The sequence below is a fragment of the Nitrincola alkalilacustris genome (assembly GCF_008973755.1).
Taxonomy (GTDB): Bacteria; Pseudomonadota; Gammaproteobacteria; order Pseudomonadales; family Balneatricaceae; genus Nitrincola; species Nitrincola alkalilacustris.
The window spans coordinates 1-23554 of sequence record NZ_WBOM01000006.1 but is presented as its reverse complement, the minus strand read 5'-3'; the positions used below and the strand labels follow the sequence as shown (position 1 = coordinate 23554).

Genomic DNA, 23554 nt, shown 5'->3' with positions numbered 1-23554 from the left:
TATCATGCGTCACTATCGACTGAAGGCACTGGCGTGCATCGCCATTGTCATTTTTGGCATTCTTTCTGCACTGCCTGGCCTGCTGCCATCGACACTTCTGCAGGCCACACCCAACTGGTACTCCGAACACAAGCCGACTCTCGGGTTGGATCTTCGCGGTGGCTCGCACCTGCTGTTGCGCGTCGAAACCGACGAGCTGTTCCGCGAACAATCGCTTCGCTTAACCGACACCAGCGCACAGACGCGCAAAGACTTTAAAGATGATGTGATTGAGCGCACCCTGGAAGTCGTTCGCAGGCGCATGGACGAGACCGGCGTGGTTGAGCCCCTGATCACTCGTCAGGGTGCTGACGGCATACTGGTTCAGCTCCCCGGCGTGGAGGACCCGGCACGCATTAAGGAGCTTCTGGGCAGAACCGCCCGGCTGACATTTCATCTGGTGGCACAGGCAGGCAATGAACCCGGCTCCCTGATTCAGGTGCCGGGCAGCCAGGAGGGCGAAGTCTATCCACTGGAAAAAAACCCGCTGCTCGAGGGTGGAGATCTCAGCGATGCGCGCCTGGGGTTCGACGCCACCAGCCAGGAGCCCGTTGTCAATTTCACCCTGAATGGTAAGGGTGCAGAGACCTTCGCAAACATCACTCGTCACAATATCGGCCGTGCATTTGCCATCGTACTGGATGATACCGTGATCACCGCACCTGTGATCCGCAGTGCTATCAGTGGCGGCTCCGGGCAGATAAGTGGTAGCTTCACAGCACGCGAAGCGGGTGATCTTGCGCTGTTGATGAGAGCGGGCTCCCTGCCAGCCCCGCTGAGCGTGGTGGAGGAGCGTACTGTCGGGCCTGAACTGGGTCAGGCCGCCATCGATATGGGGATCACCACAGGATTGCTGGGTGCGCTGCTGGTATTGGGTTTCATGCTGCTCGCTTATGGTTCCTGGGGATTGATCGCCAATCTCTCGCTGCTGGTATATATCTCGCTGGTGATGGCCGTACTGGCTGCGATGGGTGCAACCTTGACGCTACCGGGTATTGCGGGGTTGATCCTCAGCCTTGGCATGGCGGTGGATGCCAATATATTGATCAATGAGCGTATCCGAGAGGAGAGCAAGCATGGCGTCAGTGGCATGTATGCCCTGCATCTGGGCTTTCAACGTGCATTCGGCACCATACTTGATTCCAATATCACCACCTTGATCGCTGTAGGTCTGTTGTTCATGTTCGGTGCCGGTCCTGTGCGCGGGTTTGCTGTCACCATGGCTGTCGGGCTTGTGGTATCAATGTTCACCTCGATTACCGTCACACGACTGGTCATGGAGTGGCGTGTGCGCAAACTGGGCCGCCAACCCTTGAATCCAGGTGGTCTGTCCCTGTTTGATAAACTCAGGAATACCCGCACGCTGGCGTTCATGAAAGTGCGTGCCGTCGGTATCCTGCTGTCTATCGTCCTCTCTGCCGGTTCTCTGGCCCTGCTCGTCACTCCCGGACTGAACACCGGCATCGACTTCAAGGGCGGCACACTGGTAGAGGTTCATACCAGTGAAGAGACAGATGCCGAACAGATCCGCCACGCCATATCCATGACCGCTGTTGGCGATGCGGCCGTGCAATCTTTTGGTGATGAGGGGCAATATCTGGTGCGCCTGCCGCAGCTGAAAAACGCCCCAGACAACTCATCTGACAACTCATCTGACACCTCGTCAGGCATTCAAACGGTCAAAGAGGCCGTACTGAGTATTGCACCGCAGGCGGAGTTTCCACGGGTTGAGATGGTGGGGCCCAGTGTCAGCAACCAGTTCTTTGAAACCAGCATGCTGGCTGTCCTGCTTGCCGGTGTGGGGATGCTGGGCTATCTCTGGTTCAGATTTGAGCACCACTTTGCCACGGCGATCATGGCAACCCTGGCGCTTGATCTGAGCAAGACACTGGGCTTCTTTGTGCTGGCCGGCATTGAGTTCAATCTCACCGCGATTGCCGCACTATTAGCGCTGATCGGTTACTCAGTAAATGACAAGGTGGTCATTTTTGATCGCATACGTGAGAGCCTTCGCCAGACCCCGGATATGCCGTTCAAAGAGCTGATAAATCAGAGCCTGACCTCGACTCTGACACGCACCCTGTTCACATCAGTGACTACCTTTCTGGCTATTTTGCCCATGGGGATCGCCGGAGGGGATGCAGTGGCCAGCTTTGCACTGCCGATGCTGTTCGGAATAGTTGCCGGCACCAGCTCATCCCTTTTCATTGCTGCCCCGATTCTTCAGAGGCTGCACGAGCGAGCCATCAGAAAAGGCTGGACTCAAACTCAGACTCAGACTCAGGCTGCCGCCTGACATTACAGCGGCCAGACGAGGAGGAGCATGGGGATACTGACCAGAACAACCAGCAGCTCCATCGGCAGGCCGAGTCGCCAGTAATCCGAGAAGCGAAAGCCACCGGGCCCCAGGATCAGAGTATTGTTCTGGTGCCCGATCGGTGTGAGAAAAGCGCAGGATGCACCGATCGCAACCGCCATCAGAAAGCTGTCCGGACTCACGCCCAATTGCACTGAAATGCTCAGCGCAATTGGGCACATTACCGCAGCAGTAGCCGCATTGTTCATGAAATCCGACAGCGTCATGGTGATCACCAGTACCATCGCCAGGGCAATAACAGGATGCCCCTGAGCCACCTGATCCAGCAGTGTCCCCGCCAGCAGGTCTGCCGCACCGGTTTCGGACATCGCAACCGCTATCGGCATCAATGCCCCCAGCAATACGATGATTGGCCAATCGATGGCTTCGTAGATTCTTCTCAGCGCTATCACGCTGGTCAGCATGTAGCCCAGCACACCCAGAGTGAAGGCAATGGCTGCAGGCAACACACCGGTCGCAGCTAGAATGACGGCAATAAACATAATGCCCAGTGCTGTATAAGCCTTACGTTTGTCTGGAATCATGATGGAGCGCTGTGCAAGTGGAATGCAGTTATACAATGAACTGAAGCCATGAATCGCCTCCTGCGTACCCTGCATCAACAACACATCTCCAGCCTCCAGATCTGTCTGGCGCAAGCGCCGAATGGAGCGACGCCCCTGGCGGGATATCGCCAGCAGATTGATACCAAAGCGGCTGCGGATATCCAGGGTCGTCGCATTCTGTGAGATCAGATGGCTACTCGGCTGAACCACCAGTTCAAGCAAAACCACCTCACCATCAGACTTTTCTTCGCTTTTACTGATCTCTTCGGTGGGACCTGACGACTCTGACGCCTCACCTGCAGACTCCTCAACAACAGCCCCCTGATCTGTTTCGTCACGCTGATCGGCATCGGTAGCCTTATCATCAGACTCATCGACCTCAGGCTCCTCTCTTTCAGACTCATCCGTTTCAGCCTCATCTGATTCAGACTCGGCGCTGCCCGCCTCCTCCAGGCGCAACCCCAGTCTGGATAAGGCAGAACCCAGGGACTCAGGCTCGGCCTCGATCACCAGAATGTCCCCTGCCTGAATGATACGCCCGGCCAGCGGCGTCATGACACGAAACTCATTGCGCACCATGCCGACTATCTGAACATCCTCGTCATCCAACAGCGACTCAATATCACGTAATCGTTTGCCAACCACTTTCGCTTTGTCGTCCACCCTGATCTCTGTAAGGTAGGTGCCGGTATCAAAACTCTCGGCATCCTGCTTTTCACGTGTCGGCACCAGCCAGCGTCCGGCAAGAACCGCAAACACGATGCCAATCAGAGCAACGGCAATACCCACAGCAGTGAAGTCAAACATAGAGAAGCCGCTGCCTGTTTCGACAGCCCTGAAGTCGGAAACGATCAGGTTGGGGGGCGTACCGATCAAGGTGGTCATGCCACCGAGAATCGTACCGAACGCCAGAGGCATCAGCACTTTGCCGGGAGGAATGCCCTTACGCTGAGCCATCTGTATCGCAATTGGCATCAACAGTGCCATCGCACCGACGTTATTCATGAAGGCAGACAGCGTGGCGCCCAACAGAACGAGCACAGCAATACCCAGAAGCACGCCACCATTTCGTGGCAAGACTTTCTGCGCCAAGGTTTCAACCGCGCCGGTGGTTTGCAGGCCGTAGCTGAGGATAAGGACGGCAGCGACTGTGATCACCGCTGGCTGCGCAAACCCGTTGAAAGCCTGCTGGTGAGGAATCAAACCCGTCAGTACACAGGCCAGCAAGGCCATCAGCGCTACAACATCATGCCGCAGCTTGCCAGACAGGAACAGCGTGATGGATGCTCCAAGTATCAGAAAAACAGCCAGCTGATCCAGATTCATGCAGTGCTTTTCACAGAGGATCTGAATGACATGATTGATGTATCCCGTTCATTCATGTGGCTCTCCTTGAGTGCTGATCAGACCAGAGCGGCTAACCTTCCCGACTGATTATGTCACGATTTCTGTCACCACTTCAGTTTTAACCGAATTCGCAATAAAGCATAGCTCATGTGATTCATGGTGCATCTGCTCCAGTAGTTCAATTTCGGGCTGATGCTCACCCGAAAAGGTGATCCTCGGACGGAGAGTCACGCGTGTCATCGCGACCTTGCCATCATCCCCTTTCGCCATGATACCCACGGCATTATCAATATACTCATCCACCTGGAATTTGCGTTTGGCTGCAATTGCCAGAAAAAACAACATATGGCAGCTTGAGAGAGAGGCAATGAACGCCTCCTCAGGATCGACGTTCTCTTCAACGGAATAGGGTAAAGGCACGACGTGAGGCGATGAGGAAGCAGGTACCGTGACGCCACCATCAAACATCCACAGATGACCGCGACTGTACTTGTTGTCCGTGAAGTGCTCCCCTGCTTTGCGCGTCCAGACAACCCTGGCAAAATAATCCGACATACATCCCTCCCGAACACCTATTGGCTGTGAATAGCACGGAAATTCTGTTGTTCCTGCTGATGACACAAGGAACCTTTCAGCGCCGATACTAGTTCCAGCCGACCAGCCAGGCAAACACCATCACAAACGCTTAAGCGCTAGTATTAGAATAAGTGATAGTGGAACGGGACAAGGCGATCTGAGCAACTACACTGTGAGTAGAGATATCAATTATCTGACTCCACTGTTCGACTCGCACCGGAAACCTTCACTTCTGCAGCAGAGTGGACATGGAGTCTCAATTGTGGGGATATGGAGGCACTCATGAAGGGCAACACACTCACGCCGGATACCCTTCTCGACGCTGCGCTCATGTTGGCTGCAGATCGGCACTGGGAAGCGGTGCGCCTATACGATGTGGCACGCCATTTGAATATCAGCCTTGCTGAGGTGCATGAGCTGATAAGCGAAAAGGAAAACCTGATTGACCTCCTCTGGGACAGAGCAGACGCGCATATGCTTGCAACCTGCCGGGGCACAGAGTTTGATGCACTCGATTTTCCTGCTCAGTACGAGCAGTGTGTGATGAGCTGGCTGGCCTGTCTGGCGCCACACAGACGAACCGTCAGGCAGATGCTGCAGGTTCGACTTGAGCCGGGGCATCTGCATATACAGCTACCGACACTGTTACGCATCAGCCGCACCGTCCAGTGGATGCGTGAACTCTGCGGGCGTGAAGCCACCTTCCTGAAACGCGCCTCCGAAGAGATTGCACTCTCCACGATCTTTGTCACCAGTGCCGCCGGCTGGATCAATGATGACAGTGAGGATGCCCGTCGCACTCGACACAATCTGGCCTTTGCCATCCGCCAGGCCGTCAGACTGGGGCGCCTGTGGCCTGATAGCACTGTCGATAACAGTTCTGATAACAGATGACCCACCCATGGATCTCATAACACATGCGCTCAGTGGTGCCGTTGCCTGTCATTTAGTGTCGCCCAAACACCCCGGCCCACAACAGTTCACTCATCATGAGCGCCTGTTGCTGGGGGCCGGTGCCGCCATGTTCCCGGACAGTGACTGGCTCACCCGTCCCTTTGTTGACACGCTGGTGTTTCTTGAGCTGCATCAGGGGATCACACACTCCATCATCATGCTCCCCATCTGGGCGCTGATACTGAGCTGGATCATCACGCCACTGTGGAAACATAAGCGAGACTGGCGCGACGCTGCCTGCATCATCGCCATAGGTATCGGCATGCATATCGCCGGTGATCTGATCACCAACTACGGCACCCGTATCCTGTCGCCGCTGTCGGATGCCAGGTACTCCTTCCCAGTTGTCTTTCTGGTTGATCCCTGGATAACGGCCATCCTGCTGGCTGGTGTGATCTCTGCCTGGCTCAGCAGCAGTCGAACCGGAGCGAGTATCAGCCTGGGTGCGGTAGCAGTTGTCATCTTGTTTTATGGTGTCATCCATCTGCATGTACTGGATATTGGCAAGGCGGCAGCAAAAAGTCTCAGCAAACCAGCCAGACAGGTACAGATATTGCCCGCCCCCATCAACCCCTTACACAGGCGGATCATCATCACCACCGACACCACGCAACTGGAGGCACATGTTGGACTTTTTCGCGGCACAGGTGAGAAACCCACATCAGCCAATCCGGTTTTAAGGCACTGGCAGGCATTTCGGCCACCCGACAGTCTTCACTGGCAGGCATACCCGCGCTATGGTGACGACTCACAATCAGCCTTCGTGCAGGAGGCCTGGTTGCAACCCGAGCTCAAACAGTTTCGTGACTTCGCAACCCTGCCCTACCTCTGGCAGCTGCAGCAACAGGATGGAAACCCATGCGCGCTGTTCAGCGACCTGCGCTTCAGAACAGAGGGCTTCGATGCCCCTCCGTTTCGATTCGGCATCTGCCGTGATCCCAGCGGGCACTGGTACGACACACGCGCCGGATTCTGGTAGTTAGCGTATTACGAAGCTGCACCAGCTCCTCGCCCGATACAGGCTCTGACAAATGCCGTCACCAGAGGCGATACTTCATCGCCTTTCAGCGCCTGTCGCTCAGGCTGAAACAGAGTGGCTGCAAAAAAGGGATGATTATCCAACTCGATGGCTCGGACTTCGCCTGTCTTATCATCTGCACTGGCCCTCATGGGCCCTTTCAGCAGCGCCTGCCGGAAGTCGGGATTCAAGCCATAGCGGCAACGGTAGCCTTCCAGTATCTCAGATACCCCATACTCTCTGAATATCATCGTATCCGGAAACAGACTCACTGACTCGGTGGTTTCGACCAGTGCACAAGATAGTGGTGCTATCACAGCGCGGGTTGCACCGGGATTGGATTCAGCATGATCCGCATCCTCCCAGCCCAGCACATGGCGGGCAAACTCGACAATTGCATGCTGAAAGCCGCCACAGGTGCCCAGAAACGGAATATGTCGTTCCCTGGCCCAGTTTATCGCCAGCAATGCACCTTCCATGTTTTGATAGGGTGTAACCGGCGTGCACCAGATACCATCATAGGCACAAAGGCGTTTAACAGTGGTGATTTCTGTCGTGGGCACCCATTCATAACGAACGACTTTACCCAGTTTTTTCGATGCTCGCTCGAGCGAGGGCGGGATGCCTTGATGAGCGGGTATTGTGGGATCAAACTCCCCTATCAGTCCTATGGCACAGCTCATATATGCTCCTTGATATGCGCTGAAGATCATTCCTTTAATGTATGAGTATGATCTTTAATTTGTAAATCGCCATAGACATACATCAAAAAGTCATATTTCCTGGTAGGCACTTTTAAACAAAAAAATAATTGAAATACTGGATTGACCAGTAGAATACTGCGTGCTAACTTCGATGCCTAACTTATACAGTATCTCTGATACTACATATCTGATTCAGGATTGTTACGTGAACTACACCGTCAACACCAAAGCTCTCAAAAACCGCAAACAGAAGAAACCTGTCTGCGGCTTGGTGGTGCGTGTGTAGAACGTAAGATTCGAACACTCCTAAACCCGGTCGCGACACTCGCCACCGGGTTTTTTATTGCCTGCAATTCACACAAGAGGAAATACCATGTTAGCCGGATGCCTGACGGCCCTGATTACCCCGTTTAGAAATGGTCAGTTGGATGAGGCCGCCCTGAGCAAGCTGATCCGTCATCAGCTTGATGGCGGTATTCACGGGCTGGTTGTAGTCGGTACTACTGGCGAGTCTCCCACTCTGTCAGAGCGCGAGCATAAACGGGTAGTGGATCTGGTGGTGCAGGAAACCGCTGGCCAGGTACCGGTCGTGGCGGGTGCAGGCTCCAACAACCCGACAGAAGCGATCGCTTATGCTCGTCACGCTCAGTCAGTGGGTGCAGATGCAGTGCTTGCGGTGGCCGGCTACTATAATCGCCCGTCTCAGGAGGGGTTGTATCAGCACTTTCGTGCCCTGCATGACAGCACCGATATCCCGATCGTGATCTATAACATACCGCCCCGCTGCATAGTCGATGTACTGCCGGATACCATGGCAAGACTGGCAGAACTGCCCAGAGTGATCGGGGTCAAGGATGCCACTGGAGAACTGGGAAGAATCAACCATGAGCGCAGCCGGATTCAGAAGCCCTTCAGCTATCTGTCGGGCGATGACATCACCGCTCTGGCTTACAATGCCAGCGGTGGTCATGGCTGTATTTCGGTGGCATCCAACGTACTGCCAGCCGAATGTTCACGTATCCAGGAGCTGTGTGCGGATAATGATTTTGCTGCTGCACTGACCATCCATGAACAGCTGGTTCCGTTCTATACGGCGCTGTTTCGTGAGCCGAATCCGGCGGGTATCAAGTATGCCGCATCGCTGATGGAGCTTTGTGAAGAGGAGTGCCGTCTGCCGATGGTGCCGCTGAGCGATGTCACACGTGAGGCCATCAGGCAAGCGTTGCAATTGCGCTGACAGAGGCGGTTGAGAGGGGGAGGTAGACTCATAGTCTATGACTACCTCTCCGGCCACTGAACTGACTCACCGGCAACGTGGATATCTGGTACAGCAAAAGCGGCGTCCAACTCTTCGATAATTCTGTAAACCGTCTCTATATCCTTGACCATCTCACTGACCGACGTTTCAAGGCCAGAGTTTGCGCGCATGAAAAACCCCATACTCAGAAAGGCTTGTGGACGCTCGATTTTGACAGGACCGATGGATGAGCTGAGTTTAAACCGAGTCAACGCCAGGTAAAGGCTGTCATAAATCATCCCGGCAGTGATTGCAGAACGGCCATAGGCAAGATCGCTCTCACGAGCGTTGATTCGGAGCAAGGCTGACTGGAACTCCGGGGTAATGACAGAGCGGATAAGCGCCTCGCCATGAGAGTTGGACATCTCATGACTGACGACAAACTTTTCATCAAAAGCTGGATTGCCCAAAGGAACAATGGCCATGTCACGGCGCTTCGAGAATACTCCCGCATTAGGCAGGATCAATATTCTGGCATCAATATTGACTGGCACCTGTATTCGGAACAGTAACCCCTCGAAAACAGGCGTTGTATGTTTACTCTTACCACTAGTGTTTTGCAGGTTCGCGTGAACACACTCAAAACCGACACCGTGATGACTGCCTTTAAAGTAATGAGTCAACTTTGGATCATTCGACTCACCCACTAGCCCAAGCGTTTCATAGGGAGCCAGGTAATCCTTAGATGTAACAACCGCCTGATACTCGAGCCCGTGCAAAGCCGAGCAGACCTCGGGTATCACCTCATCCAACACCCGCTGTTCCCATTGTTTCTGGCCACGATACAACAGATACGCTGCATAGGCGGTAGCCATCACAATCACCAATATCGCCAGCCCCTCACCCGGTTCGCCTAACAGTACCCAAAGGATCAATGAGATCAGCACCGCAGCTGTCCCTATCACCTTCAGTTGCTGTTTTACCCTTTGACGCAATGCCTCGCGCTCGGCTTCCAACGCAGGAAAACGGCCCGCTGTGGCATGCAGAACTGCTTCAGCTCGCGAACCCTTTACAGCTGTAGATGTTGACATGATGAACGGCCCTTCTGAACAGATTATCTACTCACGCTTATCTGCGCGGCTTTTTGAGGTAGTGTCAGACTCCCAACCGGGAAAAACAGATGAGCGCTCAGCCGCTTCCCCTTGCTCTGCTGTATTTAACTCCTGACTGGCCTTGTTCAGGTGCTCCTTTCGATGCGCTGAAATATCAATAACAATCTTGATCGCCACGAGGATAGCCAATGCAATAACCTGTTCACCAAGAAACATCACCAACGCACCACCTACCAGCAAAGTGGCCTGCATGGCTAAAATTCTCTGATAAGGAGCCACCATCAGCTCCTTCCAGGATGCCTTCTGATACTCTCCTGCACGCAGAAAGTTAACCGAGTAGGAGTAGGCATGACTGGCAATCAACCCAAGTAACGGCAAAAGGTAACCATAGAATGGCAGTCGTTCGACTGAGTCATCAGGTGAAAAGAAGGTGTTGAGGAAAACCAGATGCACCAACAGGAAGGTGCCATAGTGCATGCAGAAAAAAGGGATCATGATCAGCATCATGCCGTCATTGCGACGCTTGTACAGCGTCCAGAACCTGGCCAAATTAAAGCCGCCGATAATCAGACTCTCGGCCCAGAAGAGAAAAAGCACCTCATAAACCGACCAGCCAAAAAACAGCACGCCCCCTATCGGTATAAGGTTCATGAGAACAAGGAACAAAACAGAGAGGGACTTATTACCCGTTACTACCAACATTCTGAGGCCTGCTCAGGCTTCCAGACAGGCAACTGCATATAGACTCCTTTGCTGATCATAGCTAATCCTCCAGTATCCTTTGAGTTTTAGACCTGTATGGTGCCATTTACAAGCGCCATCATCGCTAATTACGTCCATGCAAGATCCAACGCAAAATCTTCGGAAGGTTAAATGGAGCTGTTCATCAGCACAGTTGACGACGAATGTATCACAAATGTTTCTATCTTCAGTTGTGCATGTGATCTAACTCAAATCACATCTTGTATGAGTCATGGCAGAACACTAATGTTGATCAGTAGATAAAGATCAACGTTCGCTTGACTGATAGTGCAGGACGCATGAAACCGGAATGCATCTGAGAATCCGGCGGTGGGGCACTTATTTCAGGAATACTGTGATGAACTGGTCTATCAAGACACGATTTGCGCTGGGTGTATCAGCCATTTTCGTTATGACACTTCTGACAACATTGATAGTCGTCCTATCATCACTTGAAAAGCGCTTTGAGCAGACTATCGGGGAAAATATCACCCTACTGGTATCGACACATGCAAAAGTGCTCGATAACCGCCTGAGTGCGGCAAAATTGGCTCTTCAGGCGATTGCTGAGTCGGTGCCGATGCAAAGCTACCTGGATCCGGACATTGCTCAAGGTTATCTCGAAGAGCAAAAAAGTGCTTTGACTATTTTTGATCTTGGCTTATTCATTGCCTCTGCAGATGAGCTACTGTATGGCGTATTCCTGACAGACCCAGAAGCAGCCAAACAACGCAGAGGAGGCAAAAGCACAGCCTCTGAAACAAACTTTCTTGCCCAGCAGACACGTCAGGTCGAGATCTCCAAACCCTATGCCTCACCGGCCTGTGGAGGATGCCCTGCCATAGTGATGATAATGGCTGTTTTTGATGAGTCAGACACCTTCAGAGGATATCTCGCCGGTGCCCTGAAGTTGAATGGTGATAACCTACTCTCCTCCCTCAGTGATGTACAAGTAGGAGACAATGGCTACCTGTATCTGGTCACGACAGATCGCATCATGTTGATGCATCCTGATCAGGACAGAGTGATGAAAATTGCAGCCCAGCCAGGCGCAAACTACCTGCTTGATAGAGCCTTATCAGATAACTATGAGGGATATGGAAGAACCATCAACTCTTCCGGAGTGGATATGCTGGTAGCTTTCCACCAGGTAAGGCATGCTGGCTGGATCCTTGCGGCCAACTATCCACATGATGAGGCAGAAAGACCCTTCAAATCAGCCCTGCATGGCCTTTACTGGATGACTGCTCTGCTTGGGGGAATACTGTCTATTGGTGTCTGGCTGGTATCTCATCGTGCACTGACCCCACTGACAACACTTTCAGAGCACCTGACAAGACTTCCGAGGATCAAAGGTAGCCGCCAGATTCAGCTCAAGGCAACCGGAGAGGCAGGTCAACTGGTTTCATCTTTTAATGAGATGATCGCACACATCGATGCACAGCAGAAAAAACAGGCGCAGGTAGAGGCCGAAATACGAAATCTTAACCACAACCTGGAACTGCTGGTTAAGCAACGGACATCTGAGCTTGAAAACTCCAATCAGGAATTAGAAGAAGCAATTGATCGTTTGACCGCTGCACAGAATGAGCTGATAGAAGCGGAAAAACTTGCTGCGCTGGGCTCGCTGGTAGCCGGTATTTCACATGAGCTGAACACCCCTTTGGGCAACTGCCTTCTGGTCAGCTCCACGCTGGAGCAACAGGCAGCCAAGCTCGGTGATGAGCTGCAGTCAGGAAACATGAGGCGTTCAAGTCTTGAAAAACATCTCAACGAGCTGATAAGAGTCAAGACCATTCTGAGCACAAATCTTGATAAAGCCACAAAGCTCGTGCATGACTTCAGACAGATAGCCACCGCTCAAAACCACGAAATACGTCGCCAATTTAATCTACAAGACTCAATACACCACGCCGTGATGCTGGTTGAGAGCAACTGCAAGGCAAGAAACTGCACGATAGACTTGCAACTGGAGCCAAACATAGAGATGAACTCCTTCCCTGCCTGTCTTACCAAAGTGATAACATCTGTTCTCGAAAACGCAGCTACCCACGCCTATGACAGTGAGGGTGGTATCGTGACAATCAGCACCATGAAGCAAAACAGCCAGGTTTTGATCACCGTATGTGATCAAGGCAGAGGTATTTCTGCTGATACCTTACCCCGAGTTTTCGAACCTTTTTACTCTTCACGATTTGGGCAAGGCGGATCCGGTTTAGGGATGTATGTCGTCTTCAACCTTGTCACTCACGTGCTGGGTGGGAAAATCTGCGTACAGAGCGATAATAATCAAGGTTGTCGGGTACTTATCAATATTCCGTTGGATTCTCCCGAGATGAAATGACTCCAGAAATTACAAAACCCCCACCAACAAGCGACTGAACAAGCTGCCTTTTCCAGCCCAAGCAGGTACCATATGCGGCTTGTCTTAGTCATGGTATGAACAGCTTCAGGGAGCAACAAGGTGCTGAGCTCATTTTCCTATTCACTGCCGCAACGTCCGGGTGATCTCAAACGTCTGGGACAGGTAGTGGGCAGTGCAACAGGGTTATTGCTGGAGCAGATAGCACGTGAGTACCGCCGTGGGCCGATTCTGCTGGTCTGTAATGACAATGAAACCGCGCTCAGAGCCCATCAGGAGATAGGCTTTTACATAGGTGATTCACTGCCGGTGATGCTGTTCCCAGACTGGGAAACCCTGCCCTATGACACCTTTTCGCCGCATCAGGACATCATCTCGCAGCGCATAGAGTCTCTGTACAAGCTGCCCGGGCTTGAGCAGGGCATCGTCATCGTGCCTGCCACCACACTGATGCAGCGCGTGGCGCCGGTACAGTTCATTTCCGGTAATTGCCTGCATCTGGAGCTGGGCCAGAAGCTGGTGCCGGAGACACTGCGTACCCAACTGACCAGTGCCGGTTATCAGGCAGTGGATACGGTTTATGAGCATGGTGAATTCGCGATTCGCGGTGCGATTATCGACATCTTCCCGATGGGCAGCGACACCCCTTATCGCATAGATCTGTTTGATGATGAGATAGATACCCTTCGCACCTTCGATCCTGATACCCAGCGCTCGGTCGAGCAGATAGAGCGCATCCGGCTATTGCCAGCCAAAGAGTTTCCCTTTACCGAGCAGGCACTGCGTGATTTCAAGCAGCGTTGGCGAGAGAAATTTGATGTCGATGTCAAACGCTGTTCGGTTTACCAGGATGTGTCGGCGGGTCTGACACCGGCCGGGATCGAGTATTACCTGCCCCTGTTCTTTGAAGCGACCGCCACGCTTTTTGATTATCTGCCGGCATCCACACTTCTGCTGGAACAGTCAGGGCTTGAGGCTTCGGCCAAACACTTCTGGGAGGAGATACAGGATCGCTTCAGTGAGCGCGCCCATGATGTCGAGCGCCCTATCCTGTCACCCGAGCAGCTTTATCTGCCGGTGGATATACTGCAGGCTGCGCTCAAGCAATACCCCAGACTGCGCCTCAACAGTGAGGCAGAAGAGGTCAAGCCCGGGCGCGACAACCTGCCCTGCGTGGCGCCACCGGACCTGACGGCAGAACCTGGGGCTGCGGATGCGCTGGTTCACTTCCACCGTTTTGTCACTGAAAGTAAAACACCGGTGCTACTTTGCGCAGAATCGGCAGGCCGCCGCGAGGCGCTGCTGGATCTGCTGCGCAAAAGTAACCTGAAAGCTGAGGAACATGATAACTGGGCCAGTTTCCTGCAAGCACCAGCAGGCTTAGCGATTACGGTTTACCCGCTGGAAACCGGTCTGTCGATACCGGGCCAGTTCCATATCGTCACCGAGACTCAGTTATTCGGGCGTCAGGTGTTCCAGCGCCGTCGTCGACAGCGTGAGAAAGAGCAATCGGATCAGGTTATTCGCCATCTGTCTGAGTTGTATATCGATGCACCGGTTGTCCATCTTGATCATGGTGTGGGCCGGTATCGTGGCCTGCAGACGATCTCCGTGGATGGCCAGAGCAGTGAGTTCCTGATGCTGGAGTACGCCAACCAGGCCAAACTCTATGTGCCTGTCTCGTCACTGCATCTGATCAGCCGCTATACCGGCGGCAGTGAGGATGCCGCGCCATTGCAGAAACTTGGTACCGAGCAGTGGCTCAAGGCCCGTCGCAAAGCCGCTGAGCGAGTCAGAGATGCCGCAGCCGAGCTGCTGGATATCTATGCACGAAGGGCTGCCCGCAAGGGGTTTGCGTTTGAGTGCCCAGAAGATGATTACCGCCGCTTTGCCGCCGCCTTCCCGTTTGAAGAAACACCGGATCAGGCCAGCTCGATACAGGCGGTACTGGATGATATGCGCGCCCCGACGCCGATGGATCGGTTGGTCTGTGGTGATGTCGGCTTTGGCAAGACGGAAGTCGCCATGCGCGCTGCGTTTGTCGCCGTGCAGTCGGGCAAACAGGTTGCCATTCTGGTGCCCACCACCCTGCTGGCACAGCAGCACTATGATAACTTCTGTGATCGCTTTGCCGACTGGCCGGTCAATGTCGAACTGATCTCACGTTTTCGTAGCGCCAAACAGCAGCAAGAGATTACCACTGCTGTGGAGTCCGGGCAGGTGGATATCCTGATCGGCACGCACAAGCTGCTGCAGGGCAATATCAAGTTCAAGAATCTGGGCCTGTTGATTATCGATGAAGAGCACCGCTTTGGTGTACAGCAGAAGGAGCGGATCAAATCGCTGCGCGCCGAGATCGATATCCTGACCATGACCGCCACACCGATTCCGCGCACGCTGAATATGGCGATGTCGGGCATGCGCGATCTGTCGATCATCGCCACACCACCGGCAAGACGCCTGTCGGTGAAGACCTTTATTCGTGAATCCACTGCACCACTGCTGAAAGAGGCGATTCTACGTGAGCTATTACGTGGTGGTCAGGTCTATTACCTGCACAATGAGGTCAAGAGCATCGAGAAGCTGGCACGAGAGGTGTCGGAGTTGGTGCCAGAGGCCCGTGTCGCTATCGGCCACGGCCAGATGCGCGAGCGCGAGCTGGAACAGGTGATGGGCGATTTCTATCACAAGCGCTTCAATGTACTGGTCTGCACCACGATCATTGAGACCGGTATCGATATTCCCAACGCCAACACCATCATCATCGAGCGCGCCGACAAGTTCGGCCTCGCACAGCTTCATCAGCTACGTGGCCGTGTCGGGCGCTCGCATCATCAGGCCTATGCCTATCTGTTGACGCCCCCTGCCCGCGCCATGACCGAAGATGCCCGCAAGCGCCTGGAGGCCCTCAGCCAAGCCAACACCCTGGGCGCAGGCTTTACCCTGGCCACACATGATCTTGAGATTCGTGGCGCCGGCGAACTGCTGGGCGAGGAGCAGAGCGGCCAGATGCAGACAATCGGCTTCGGGCTTTACATGGAGATGCTTGAAGAGGCGATCAAATCGATCCGTGAAGGCAAAACACCGAATCTGGACAAACCTTTGCAGCATGGCTGTGAGGTTAACCTGCACCTGCCTGCCCTGATTCCTGAGGAGTATCTGCCGGATGTGCATAACCGCCTGATTCTGTACAAGCGTATCTCCAACGCACAGGACTCAAAGGCGCTGCATGAGTTGCAAGTGGAGATGATCGATCGCTTCGGCATGATGCCCGATCCAGTGAAAAACCTGATCGCCATCACTGAGCTGAAACTCAAGGCTCAGGCACTGGGTATCGTCAAGCTGGATGCCGGTGCAAAATCAGGCAAGATCGAGTTTGACACCGAGCCACTGGTCGAGCCGATGATACTGGTGAGGCTGGTACAGCAACAGCCGGGCGCTTATAAGCTGGACGGTGCCAATGCGCTCAGATTCAACCTGAAGATGGAACAGAACGAAGTACGTATCAGAATCGTTGATAAGCTGCTGGATCATCTGGCTGGGAGGAGTGGCTGATAGCCCTCTTTCACTGTGCGGTAAAGCTCTGTAGTCCTGTTTTAACCGTTATCTGCCGCGACAGCCAAGGGCGCGGCACTAAGCCATCACCCTCACACCTACTGCGTTTCAAGCTTCGCAGTAGGGATCTCGTCTACATTCTTGATTACCTGACGCTGCGGCAGGTAATCAAGGAGCAGATCTGTTTCCTTCTTGACCACGCTATAGCACTCACAAGCCAGTGATTCAAGCTGATCCCGATCCAGTACCTTGATCAACCCACGCGAATATGCAATTACACCCAGCTCCTGTAACTTTAACGCAGCTTGCGTGACGCCCTCGCGGCGAACACCGAGCATGTTGCTGATGAACTCCTGCGTCAACGTCAAGTGGTTGCTATTCGGCAGGCGATCCATGGATAGCAGGAGCCAGCGACAGAGCTGCTGGGCGATCGTATGATGTCGGTTGCAAACGGCAGTTTGAGAAACCTGGGTGATCAGGGCCTGCGTGTAGCGCAACATCAGCAGCAACAACTGGCCGTGGCGGTTGAACTCCTCTTTCACTTTTGATCTGGGAAGCCGATATGCGTAGCCAGCGCTCTGTACCAACGACCGGCTGGATACGTTTTCTCCACCGAGGAACAAAGTGATGCCTAGCAACCCCTCGTTACCCACAACCGATAGTGCAGTCGACGTCCCATTTGCCAACAGATACTGCAGCGAGACAATAGAATCGGTGGGGAAATATACATGACGCATGGGCTTTCTGGATTCATACAGGACTGCACGTAAAGGCAATGGCACCAGCTCCAGATGAGGAAACAAACGGCCTTGAACTTCAGGTGTTAAGGCTGCCAGGAGATGGTTATCCTCTGGCTTAGGCTTGGGTTTTGATTTGGTGGACATTTATTCCTTTGGAACAGGCTAGGTAGAGGTTACGTCATCATAGCACTTCTGTCCTGCGTAACACGTAGATACTGTTATCTGAGTCAGTTCAATTAACAGTACAGATCCCGCACATTAAGTGAGCCTCAATAGATGTTTGCTGTAAATCACCAACAGCCAACGATAACAGATGAGGTAGGATCTCTGGCTCAGGGACTGGTATACGGGAAATAGAGATGAAGCGGGGAAATAATATTACGAGGGTATTGCCTGGAGATTCATCTGAGGCATCGCTAATCCCGTGGGAACGGTGACGGCGAACCATCACCAGCATCCCACCGGTCGGTGACTCAGGCGAAGACGAAGTACTTGCGCACCGTTTCTACCACTTCCCACGTCCCCTTCATGCCGGGTTCAATCACGAACACATCCCCAGCCTTCAGGTGCACCGGTTGCTCGCCTTCCGGAGTGATGATGCAGTAGCCATCAAGGAAATGGCAGTACTCCCACTTATCATAGTCCACCTCAAACTTGCCCGGGGTGCAGATCCACGTGCCCATGATCTTGCTGCCATCCTTGGAGAGGTACGCATTGAGGTTCACAGTGTGCGGGTCGCCTGCTATACGCTTCCACTTGGTAGCATCAACAACCGGGGTGGGGCAGGTTTCGCGCAAAACGGTAATGAAGTCGGACATGTAAGCTCCAAACAATCGGGTAAAAGAGGCCTCTACCTTAAGTCCATCACCCTACATGGGCTTGCCTACCACCGACTCGGACTCGTCTGGAAGCGCATGACTAAAGGTAAAGCACTGTCTGCACTGTCTGCACTGGCGCAGGGGCTTGATATTGGTTTGGCTGTCCAGCCACGCTCGCAGGGCCGTGGCATCTAAATAGCACTGTGCCATTGAACAGTCCTTGAGTCTTTCGAAGGGAATATCCCACCAATCTCCCTAAATGTCTCTTGCGTTCGTTATTTGCAGCAAGGCCTTTGGGTCCGAAATCCAATCATCCTTCGCAATAGCCGCATTCCATCCACAATGGCTAGGAAAAGCCACCTTTCCAAATGCAAATCTGATTTGTGTTTTCAACTGATCTTTTCGAGTCATAAGAAATTTAGATGAATGCGAGTGTTAACGCCGATCAGCACGTACGGCTATAGGATGGAGGCGAAGCCACAAAGTAGTAGTCGTCGCCGTGACTGGCCTAGTTATAAGCGCTCACCTCCTGCCACCAAAGTTGTAGTGCTGGAACTGTGGCACAACGGCCTCCTTACCGCTTACAAGCTTCTGGCCACAGTAAGGGCAGAATGCCACCTGTATCTGAACTGTCTCAATGGTCTGCCCCTCGTACTCAAGATAATGGTCGCTTTCTAGATCTTCTTCTGTCGCCACCCTATTCAGGTTTAAATAAACATCGGATCCGTCTTCTTCAAACCATATCTCCGCCAGCGAACAGGAAGAGCAATTGTGAATCAAAGTAGGCACCTCGTTGAGCACTTATAACGCGCGCCATCACCGGTGATAAAACCACAGTGAAGTGGAGGGTTTGTCACCCGGTGCATGGCCTGGTTATGCAGCATTCAGCGGCTTGATCCGCTCCACTTCTTCCTTGACCGACTGAGCGGCAGTCCATAGATCAACAGATCGCTGCGCATTCAGCCAGAATTCCGGCGAGTTACCAAACAAACGGGCAAGCCGGAGCGCCATTTCAGGGCTGACAGCACGACGTTCGCGCAGTAATTCATTAACTGACTGGCGTGAGACACCCAAAGATTCAGCCAACCCAGCAACGGTCAAACCGTAATCCGGAAGAAAATCTTCTCTAAGCATTTCGCCAGGATGAGTCGGTTTGCGCTGCATGCCGGCAGTGTTAAGAATAGCCATAGTTATCACCTCACTCAGTGGTAGTCACACACTTCGACCTCGTACGCATCGCCATCTTCGAAACGAAAACAGATACGCCACTGATCATTTATTGATATTGCGTGCTGCCCCTGCCTGTTTCCCGACAGCGGGTGAAGGCGATTACCGGGCGGCACCTTCAAATCCTCCAGTTGCACAGCCAGATCCACATATTCAAGTTTTCTGGCGGCTCTCGGTGCAACATCCGCAGGAAATTTCTTTGACTTGCCTTTGGAGTAGAGCTCTTGGGTTCGTTTATCAGCGAAGGATTTGATCATAAAAAGAAGTGTATTCTGTCACGTGACACTTGTCAACATGATCAGGGATTGACTGTCTAACGTCGCTCATCACGCGCGGCTACGAAATGGAGGCGAAGCCGCAATGTAGTAGACGTCTCCGTGACTGGCTTGGCTATGTTTTGAATCAACTCTCCAGCTGCAACTTCATTTCTAGCAGCGAACCTCGAAAGCCAAACTTCTCATACGCTCGAACAGCGGATTTATTCTCCGCATACACATCAAGATAGAAGTCGGTGACCCCTCGTTGTTGACCCCAACTGACCAGATCATTCAAGATCACCTTGTTTAACCCGAGCCCTCTGTACTCCTCTGCCACATACATGAAACCCAAATACCCATGGTTGTCGTGATCCAAGGCAGGCTTCGAGTGGCGGAGCTGAACGTACCCAGTAGCAACAATGTCGCCAGAAACTTCGCCAACGACCAACCTGCTATCACGATCAGAAATCAGCTTTTCGATGTCATAGTAGTAGGCGCCTTTTTCTTTCAGAGACGCATTATACGGACGCTCAGCGTCAATCACTTTTTGTTCCAATGCCGCGAGAGAACGATAGTCGTCAACGCTTGCTTCCCGCAAAATCAATCCATCTAAATTCATCAACACTCCATTCTAGTTATCTCTGTAGTGGTTCAATGATTACGGACACTGAAATCAGCCTTCGGCAGGTATCCCCGCGTCTTCCGCCAACGATTTCCGCCCGTATAGTCCGAGCCAGCTGCCATTGAGTGTGAAGAACGCGACCTCTGGCGGTGAATCCATCCTCGGCAGGCCAAGCCCCTGCTCATAGAAGCGTACCGACACTTCCAGATCACTGACGCAGCGTGATCATGCTGACCCTTGGCTTCATTCAGAATCCTCCTTTGAGGTACAACGCCAGCAGGCACCAGTACAAAGTTTCCAAAATGCGTCTTCTTGAGAATTTCCTGTTGCGCAGATGGTGGTGATCGGCCCGGCAATTGCGCCAGACGACGCATATCGGCCACCATGACCCATCAACTTCAACCAGGGTCTGCCCCCCGTAGCGCGGATTCAATCGATGGGCGTCCCAGGGATGTTTTCCAGAAGCTCGGCATTTGTTGGGTACTTCTCAAGCAGCTCAACCAGCTTTTTTGTGCCCTCTAGCGGTTTGAGACCGCTAAGCGCCCGGCGCAATGCTCTTATTTTGCCCAAATCTTTCGGATCCAACAGCAGTTCTTCACGGCGTGTACTGCTTTTCGAAATGTCCAGCGCGGGGAAGATTCTCTGATTCGCAACGTCTCTTGATAAAACCAGCTCCATGTTCCCCGTACCCTTAAATTCCTCAAATATAACCTGATCCATACGGCTGCCGGTATCAACCAAAACGGTTGCCAAAATGGTAAGCGAGCCGCCATTCTCAAGGTTTCGTGCAGAGCCAAACAACCTCCGCGGAATCTCCATCGCTCGAGCATCAACCCCGCCAGACATAGTACGACCGCTGCTCTTTCGTTCCGCATTGTGCACACGCGCAAGCCTCGTGAGAGAATCAATCACAATCATGACGTTGTGACCCTCTCCAGCTTGTTGGCGAGCGATATCAAGAAGCTCATCGGCAACGCGAGCGTGATGAGCATAACTTTCATCCGAAGAAGAAGCGTGTACCTCAGCCGGGACGCTACGCTTGAAATCAGTCACCTCTTCGGGTCGCTCATCTATCAATAACGCGTAAAGTTTAATATCGGGATACGCCTTTCCCACCGCCTGACAAATATCTTTTAAAATCGTCGACTTTCCAGACCCCGGCGGTGCAACTATCAAACCCCGCTGCCCCATTCCAATCGGCGTGATCAAATCCATCGCGCGCACCGTGAGCTTTTCTGAACCTGACTCCAAGCGAATCCCCGGCGTTGGATTGATAGCCACACCGTTTAAAAAACGTTTTTGTGGATCAGCCTCACCTTCAACCTCAACTATAGCTTCGGCTTCCTTATCCACTGGTTTGGCGTCTTTATTTGGTTTCCGGGTTAATCCTAATATCTTTCTCGTCATAGCTGTTTGATAGCTCTTGTTTGGCATCCGGTGCATGGCCTGGTTATGTTTTTTCGTTTGCTGGTAATTCAAGCTGCCTCTCACTTCGCCAGACTCATATGAGCACAACCTCTTTAGCTTGCCTGAGATAGACGACTCGAAATGGCGCGTGAATCAATTCGCGAATATGATCCAGGTTGAATTCAGGAACAATACGGCCAGCATCTGGGTGGAGCTGAAGCATTTCACTATGCTCCAGGATAGCAGCCACGAAATCATCACCGATATGTGGCACATCCTGCTCTTTGTAATACTGTAAGTCCTCAAGAGCGGACTGTGCGATGCGTAATTCCATTTACTTGATGCCCAACGTTTTCCTGGCGTCCTCCAACGATACGGTGTTACCCTCGCGAACATCCATAAGCCCCTGTGCCACCGCCTTTACAAACCGCAATTCCTCTGCGGTTCTCTCATAATCCTCGAGCCCCTGCACAACCGCTACGCCGCGGCCGCGGCTGGTTAGCAGGATTGGGCGATGCGTGTCCTGGAATCGACCAATCACCTTTCCGGGATTGATCTTCAGGTCTGATAGAGGAATGACATCCTCGGAAAATTTCACTTGCATAGTGGTTACCTAGCCAGCAATTTAGTGCTATTAATAGCACCAGTTAACAGGTGCGATCAAAAACATAACAACGCCGTTCATAACAGGCGACTACGAAGGAGACGTCCGGTGCCAAAGGCGCGTAGTTTATGACTTGGTTATGCGCCTTCTGATTTCAGTTCATCGGGTTTGATCAATTCACTGCCACGGCGAACGGTCAATACAGTAACTTTATTTTTACACTCATCTATTCCGTAAATCACCCGGTATGCACCATAGATAACTTCTCTAATGCGGTCGATGCCAAGCTCAGGCATCTTCCGTCCGCTTCGTGGGTGTGGCCGCAATCGATCCACGCACTGGAAAATACCTTCTACCCATGCTTCTGCCGCCACAAGATTATCAAGGGCTATATGCTCAGCAATATCACTGACTCGCTCCAATGCAAGAGGGGACCATTCCACTCTCACTTACCCAGTTTCCTCAGGATCATGTCCTTTGCCTGATCGTGAGAGATGCCTTCACCGGCTTCTATTTGCGCTTCCGCTGTATAGAGGTCTTCCAGTAATTCCAGTCGTTCCTGCATATTTTGGTATTCATGAGCCCCGACAAGCACCGCAACCCCCCGCCCGCGCTGAGTCAACACCATTGGACGGCGGGATTCATTAACCTGCTTCACAAAAGCAGCAACACTAGCCCGAAAATCTGATAAAGGACGGATGTCCTCTACTGCTCGCAATTGTGTCATAATATTCTCCACGTACGTTTAACTGTACAGCACAGCGTACTACCATGATGACCGCTTGGCAAGATTCTCAGGGAGCCCCGCTGTGCACATAACGCCGTTCAGCACACGCGGCTATGGAATGGAGGTGAAGCCACAATGTAGTAGCCGTCACCGTGATTGGCCTGGTTATAAGTGCTCACTTCCTGCCACCAAAGGAGTAGTGCCGGAACTGTGGCACAACAGCCTCCTTACCGCTTGCAAGCTTTTGGCCGCAGTAAGGGCAGAATGCCACCTGTATCTGAACTGCCTCAATGGTCTGCCCCTCGTACTCAAGATAATGGTCGCTTTCAAGATCTTCTTCTGTCGCCACCCTATTCAGGTTTAAATAAACATCGGATCCGTCTTCTTCAAACCATATCTCCACGAGCTAACAGGAAGAGCAATTGTGAATCAAAGTTGGCACCTCGTTGAGCACTTATAACGAGCCTGTCGGATTAGACATTTTGAAATCAAAATCCCCAGCATCAACAGCCCGCCCTTTATTCTGATGATTATTTTCTGCTCGAACTGATAAACTCAATCACCCATTCAAACAGCCTGTATTCA

Annotated in this window: 24 protein-coding genes; 6 read left to right on the top strand and 18 right to left on the bottom strand. The window is 52.6% G+C overall.

All coding sequences use genetic code 11. The features are described 5' to 3' along the window. Positions 1–4 precede the first annotated feature (4 nt). Entirely contained in the window at positions 5–2335 is a 2331-nt protein-coding gene (secD, locus tag F7R27_RS11965; protein ID WP_151704504.1) for a protein translocase subunit SecD, read from the top strand. Positions 2336–2337: 2 nt separating this feature from the next. On the opposite strand, the gene F7R27_RS11960 is transcribed toward secD, so the two are convergent. Together F7R27_RS11960 and F7R27_RS11955 are read right to left on the bottom strand one after the other, a co-directional pair. After that, complete coding sequence (locus F7R27_RS11960) at positions 2338–4287, bottom strand: SLC13 family permease (protein ID WP_151704503.1); 1950 nt, start codon at positions 4285–4287, stop codon at positions 2338–2340. Between the two features lie 108 nt (positions 4288–4395). Next, positions 4396–4863 carry an OsmC family protein gene (locus F7R27_RS11955; protein ID WP_151704502.1) on the bottom strand — a complete coding sequence of 156 codons (468 nt, stop codon included), beginning with the start codon at positions 4861–4863 and terminating at the stop codon, positions 4396–4398. A 303-nt stretch (positions 4864–5166) separates the two neighbouring features. On the opposite strand from F7R27_RS11955, the gene F7R27_RS18615 reads away from it, so the two are divergent. Both F7R27_RS18615 and F7R27_RS11950 read left to right on the top strand, forming a co-directional pair. Next, complete coding sequence (locus F7R27_RS18615; protein WP_168927494.1) at positions 5167–5778, top strand: TetR/AcrR family transcriptional regulator; 612 nt, start codon at positions 5167–5169, stop codon at positions 5776–5778. A 7-nt stretch (positions 5779–5785) separates the two neighbouring features. After that, the gene (locus F7R27_RS11950; RefSeq protein WP_168927493.1) at positions 5786–6817 is read left to right on the top strand and encodes a metal-dependent hydrolase; all 1032 of its coding nucleotides are present in this window, start codon (positions 5786–5788) and stop codon (positions 6815–6817) included. 8 nt (positions 6818–6825) lie between these two features. Here the strand turns inward: F7R27_RS11950 and F7R27_RS11945 are convergent, their stop codons facing one another. Next, on the bottom strand, positions 6826–7539 hold the full coding sequence (locus F7R27_RS11945; protein ID WP_151704500.1) for a CTP synthase C-terminal region-related (seleno)protein: 714 nt from the start codon (positions 7537–7539) through the stop codon (positions 6826–6828). 394 nt (positions 7540–7933) lie between these two features. Between F7R27_RS11945 and dapA the strand changes: the two genes are divergently transcribed. Then, positions 7934–8797 carry a 4-hydroxy-tetrahydrodipicolinate synthase gene (gene dapA / locus F7R27_RS11940; RefSeq protein WP_151704499.1) on the top strand — a complete coding sequence of 288 codons (864 nt, stop codon included), beginning with the start codon at positions 7934–7936 and terminating at the stop codon, positions 8795–8797. A gap of 41 nt (positions 8798–8838) precedes the next feature. On the opposite strand, the gene F7R27_RS11935 is transcribed toward dapA, so the two are convergent. Together F7R27_RS11935 and F7R27_RS11930 are read right to left on the bottom strand one after the other, a co-directional pair. Continuing rightward, positions 8839–9888, bottom strand: coding sequence for a DUF3137 domain-containing protein (locus F7R27_RS11935; RefSeq protein ID WP_151704498.1), 1050 nt, complete (start codon positions 9886–9888; stop codon positions 8839–8841). Between the two features lie 27 nt (positions 9889–9915). Beyond that, positions 9916–10611: a DUF6498-containing protein gene (locus F7R27_RS11930; protein ID WP_276612563.1), complete on the bottom strand. Its 696-nt coding sequence runs from the start codon at positions 10609–10611 to the stop codon at positions 9916–9918. Between the two features lie 397 nt (positions 10612–11008). Here F7R27_RS11930 and F7R27_RS11925 point away from each other — a divergent pair, with 397 nt between their 5' ends. Next, the gene (locus F7R27_RS11925; RefSeq protein ID WP_168927492.1) at positions 11009–12994 is read left to right on the top strand and encodes a sensor histidine kinase; all 1986 of its coding nucleotides are present in this window, start codon (positions 11009–11011) and stop codon (positions 12992–12994) included. Between the two features lie 123 nt (positions 12995–13117). Next, positions 13118–16567: a transcription-repair coupling factor gene (mfd, locus tag F7R27_RS11920; RefSeq protein WP_151704736.1), complete on the top strand. Its 3450-nt coding sequence runs from the start codon at positions 13118–13120 to the stop codon at positions 16565–16567. A gap of 98 nt (positions 16568–16665) precedes the next feature. On the opposite strand, the gene F7R27_RS11915 is transcribed toward mfd, so the two are convergent. From F7R27_RS11915 to F7R27_RS18610, 13 genes are all read right to left on the bottom strand, one after another. After that, positions 16666–17451: a Crp/Fnr family transcriptional regulator gene (locus F7R27_RS11915; RefSeq protein WP_151704495.1), complete on the bottom strand. Its 786-nt coding sequence runs from the start codon at positions 17449–17451 to the stop codon at positions 16666–16668. A gap of 329 nt (positions 17452–17780) precedes the next feature. Next, complete coding sequence (locus F7R27_RS11910; RefSeq protein ID WP_151704494.1) at positions 17781–18125, bottom strand: cupin domain-containing protein; 345 nt, start codon at positions 18123–18125, stop codon at positions 17781–17783. Between the two features lie 522 nt (positions 18126–18647). Continuing rightward, complete coding sequence (locus F7R27_RS11905; protein WP_240776358.1) at positions 18648–18926, bottom strand: hypothetical protein; 279 nt, start codon at positions 18924–18926, stop codon at positions 18648–18650. A gap of 72 nt (positions 18927–18998) precedes the next feature. Continuing rightward, positions 18999–19313 (bottom strand): HigA family addiction module antitoxin, encoded by a 315-nt coding sequence (locus tag F7R27_RS11900; RefSeq protein WP_151704493.1) that lies wholly within the window; start codon positions 19311–19313, stop codon positions 18999–19001. A 14-nt stretch (positions 19314–19327) separates the two neighbouring features. Then, positions 19328–19609, bottom strand: coding sequence for a type II toxin-antitoxin system RelE/ParE family toxin (locus tag F7R27_RS11895; protein WP_012139018.1), 282 nt, complete (start codon positions 19607–19609; stop codon positions 19328–19330). A 145-nt stretch (positions 19610–19754) separates the two neighbouring features. After that, entirely contained in the window at positions 19755–20228 is a 474-nt protein-coding gene (locus F7R27_RS11890) for a GNAT family N-acetyltransferase (protein ID WP_206060497.1), read from the bottom strand. A gap of 54 nt (positions 20229–20282) precedes the next feature. Beyond that, complete coding sequence (locus tag F7R27_RS18975; protein ID WP_338088403.1) at positions 20283–20390, bottom strand: VOC family protein; 108 nt, start codon at positions 20388–20390, stop codon at positions 20283–20285. A gap of 270 nt (positions 20391–20660) precedes the next feature. Continuing rightward, the gene (gene rho, locus F7R27_RS11880; protein WP_240776374.1) at positions 20661–21638 is read right to left on the bottom strand and encodes a transcription termination factor Rho; all 978 of its coding nucleotides are present in this window, start codon (positions 21636–21638) and stop codon (positions 20661–20663) included. A gap of 94 nt (positions 21639–21732) precedes the next feature. Continuing rightward, positions 21733–21972, bottom strand: coding sequence for a type II toxin-antitoxin system RelE/ParE family toxin (locus F7R27_RS11875; RefSeq protein ID WP_151704491.1), 240 nt, complete (start codon positions 21970–21972; stop codon positions 21733–21735). Then, on the bottom strand, positions 21973–22242 hold the full coding sequence (locus tag F7R27_RS11870; protein ID WP_151704490.1) for a type II toxin-antitoxin system Phd/YefM family antitoxin: 270 nt from the start codon (positions 22240–22242) through the stop codon (positions 21973–21975). Positions 22243–22379: 137 nt separating this feature from the next. Further along, entirely contained in the window at positions 22380–22691 is a 312-nt protein-coding gene (locus F7R27_RS11865; RefSeq protein WP_151704489.1) for a type II toxin-antitoxin system RelE/ParE family toxin, read from the bottom strand. Then, positions 22688–22969 (bottom strand): type II toxin-antitoxin system Phd/YefM family antitoxin, encoded by a 282-nt coding sequence (locus F7R27_RS11860; protein WP_151704488.1) that lies wholly within the window; start codon positions 22967–22969, stop codon positions 22688–22690. The genes F7R27_RS11865 and F7R27_RS11860 overlap by 4 nt, the downstream gene beginning before the upstream one ends. 175 nt (positions 22970–23144) lie before the next feature. Further along, positions 23145–23318, bottom strand: a complete 174-nt coding sequence (locus F7R27_RS18610; protein ID WP_168927491.1) for a hypothetical protein — start codon at positions 23316–23318, stop codon at positions 23145–23147. Positions 23319–23554: the final 236 nt, after the last annotated feature.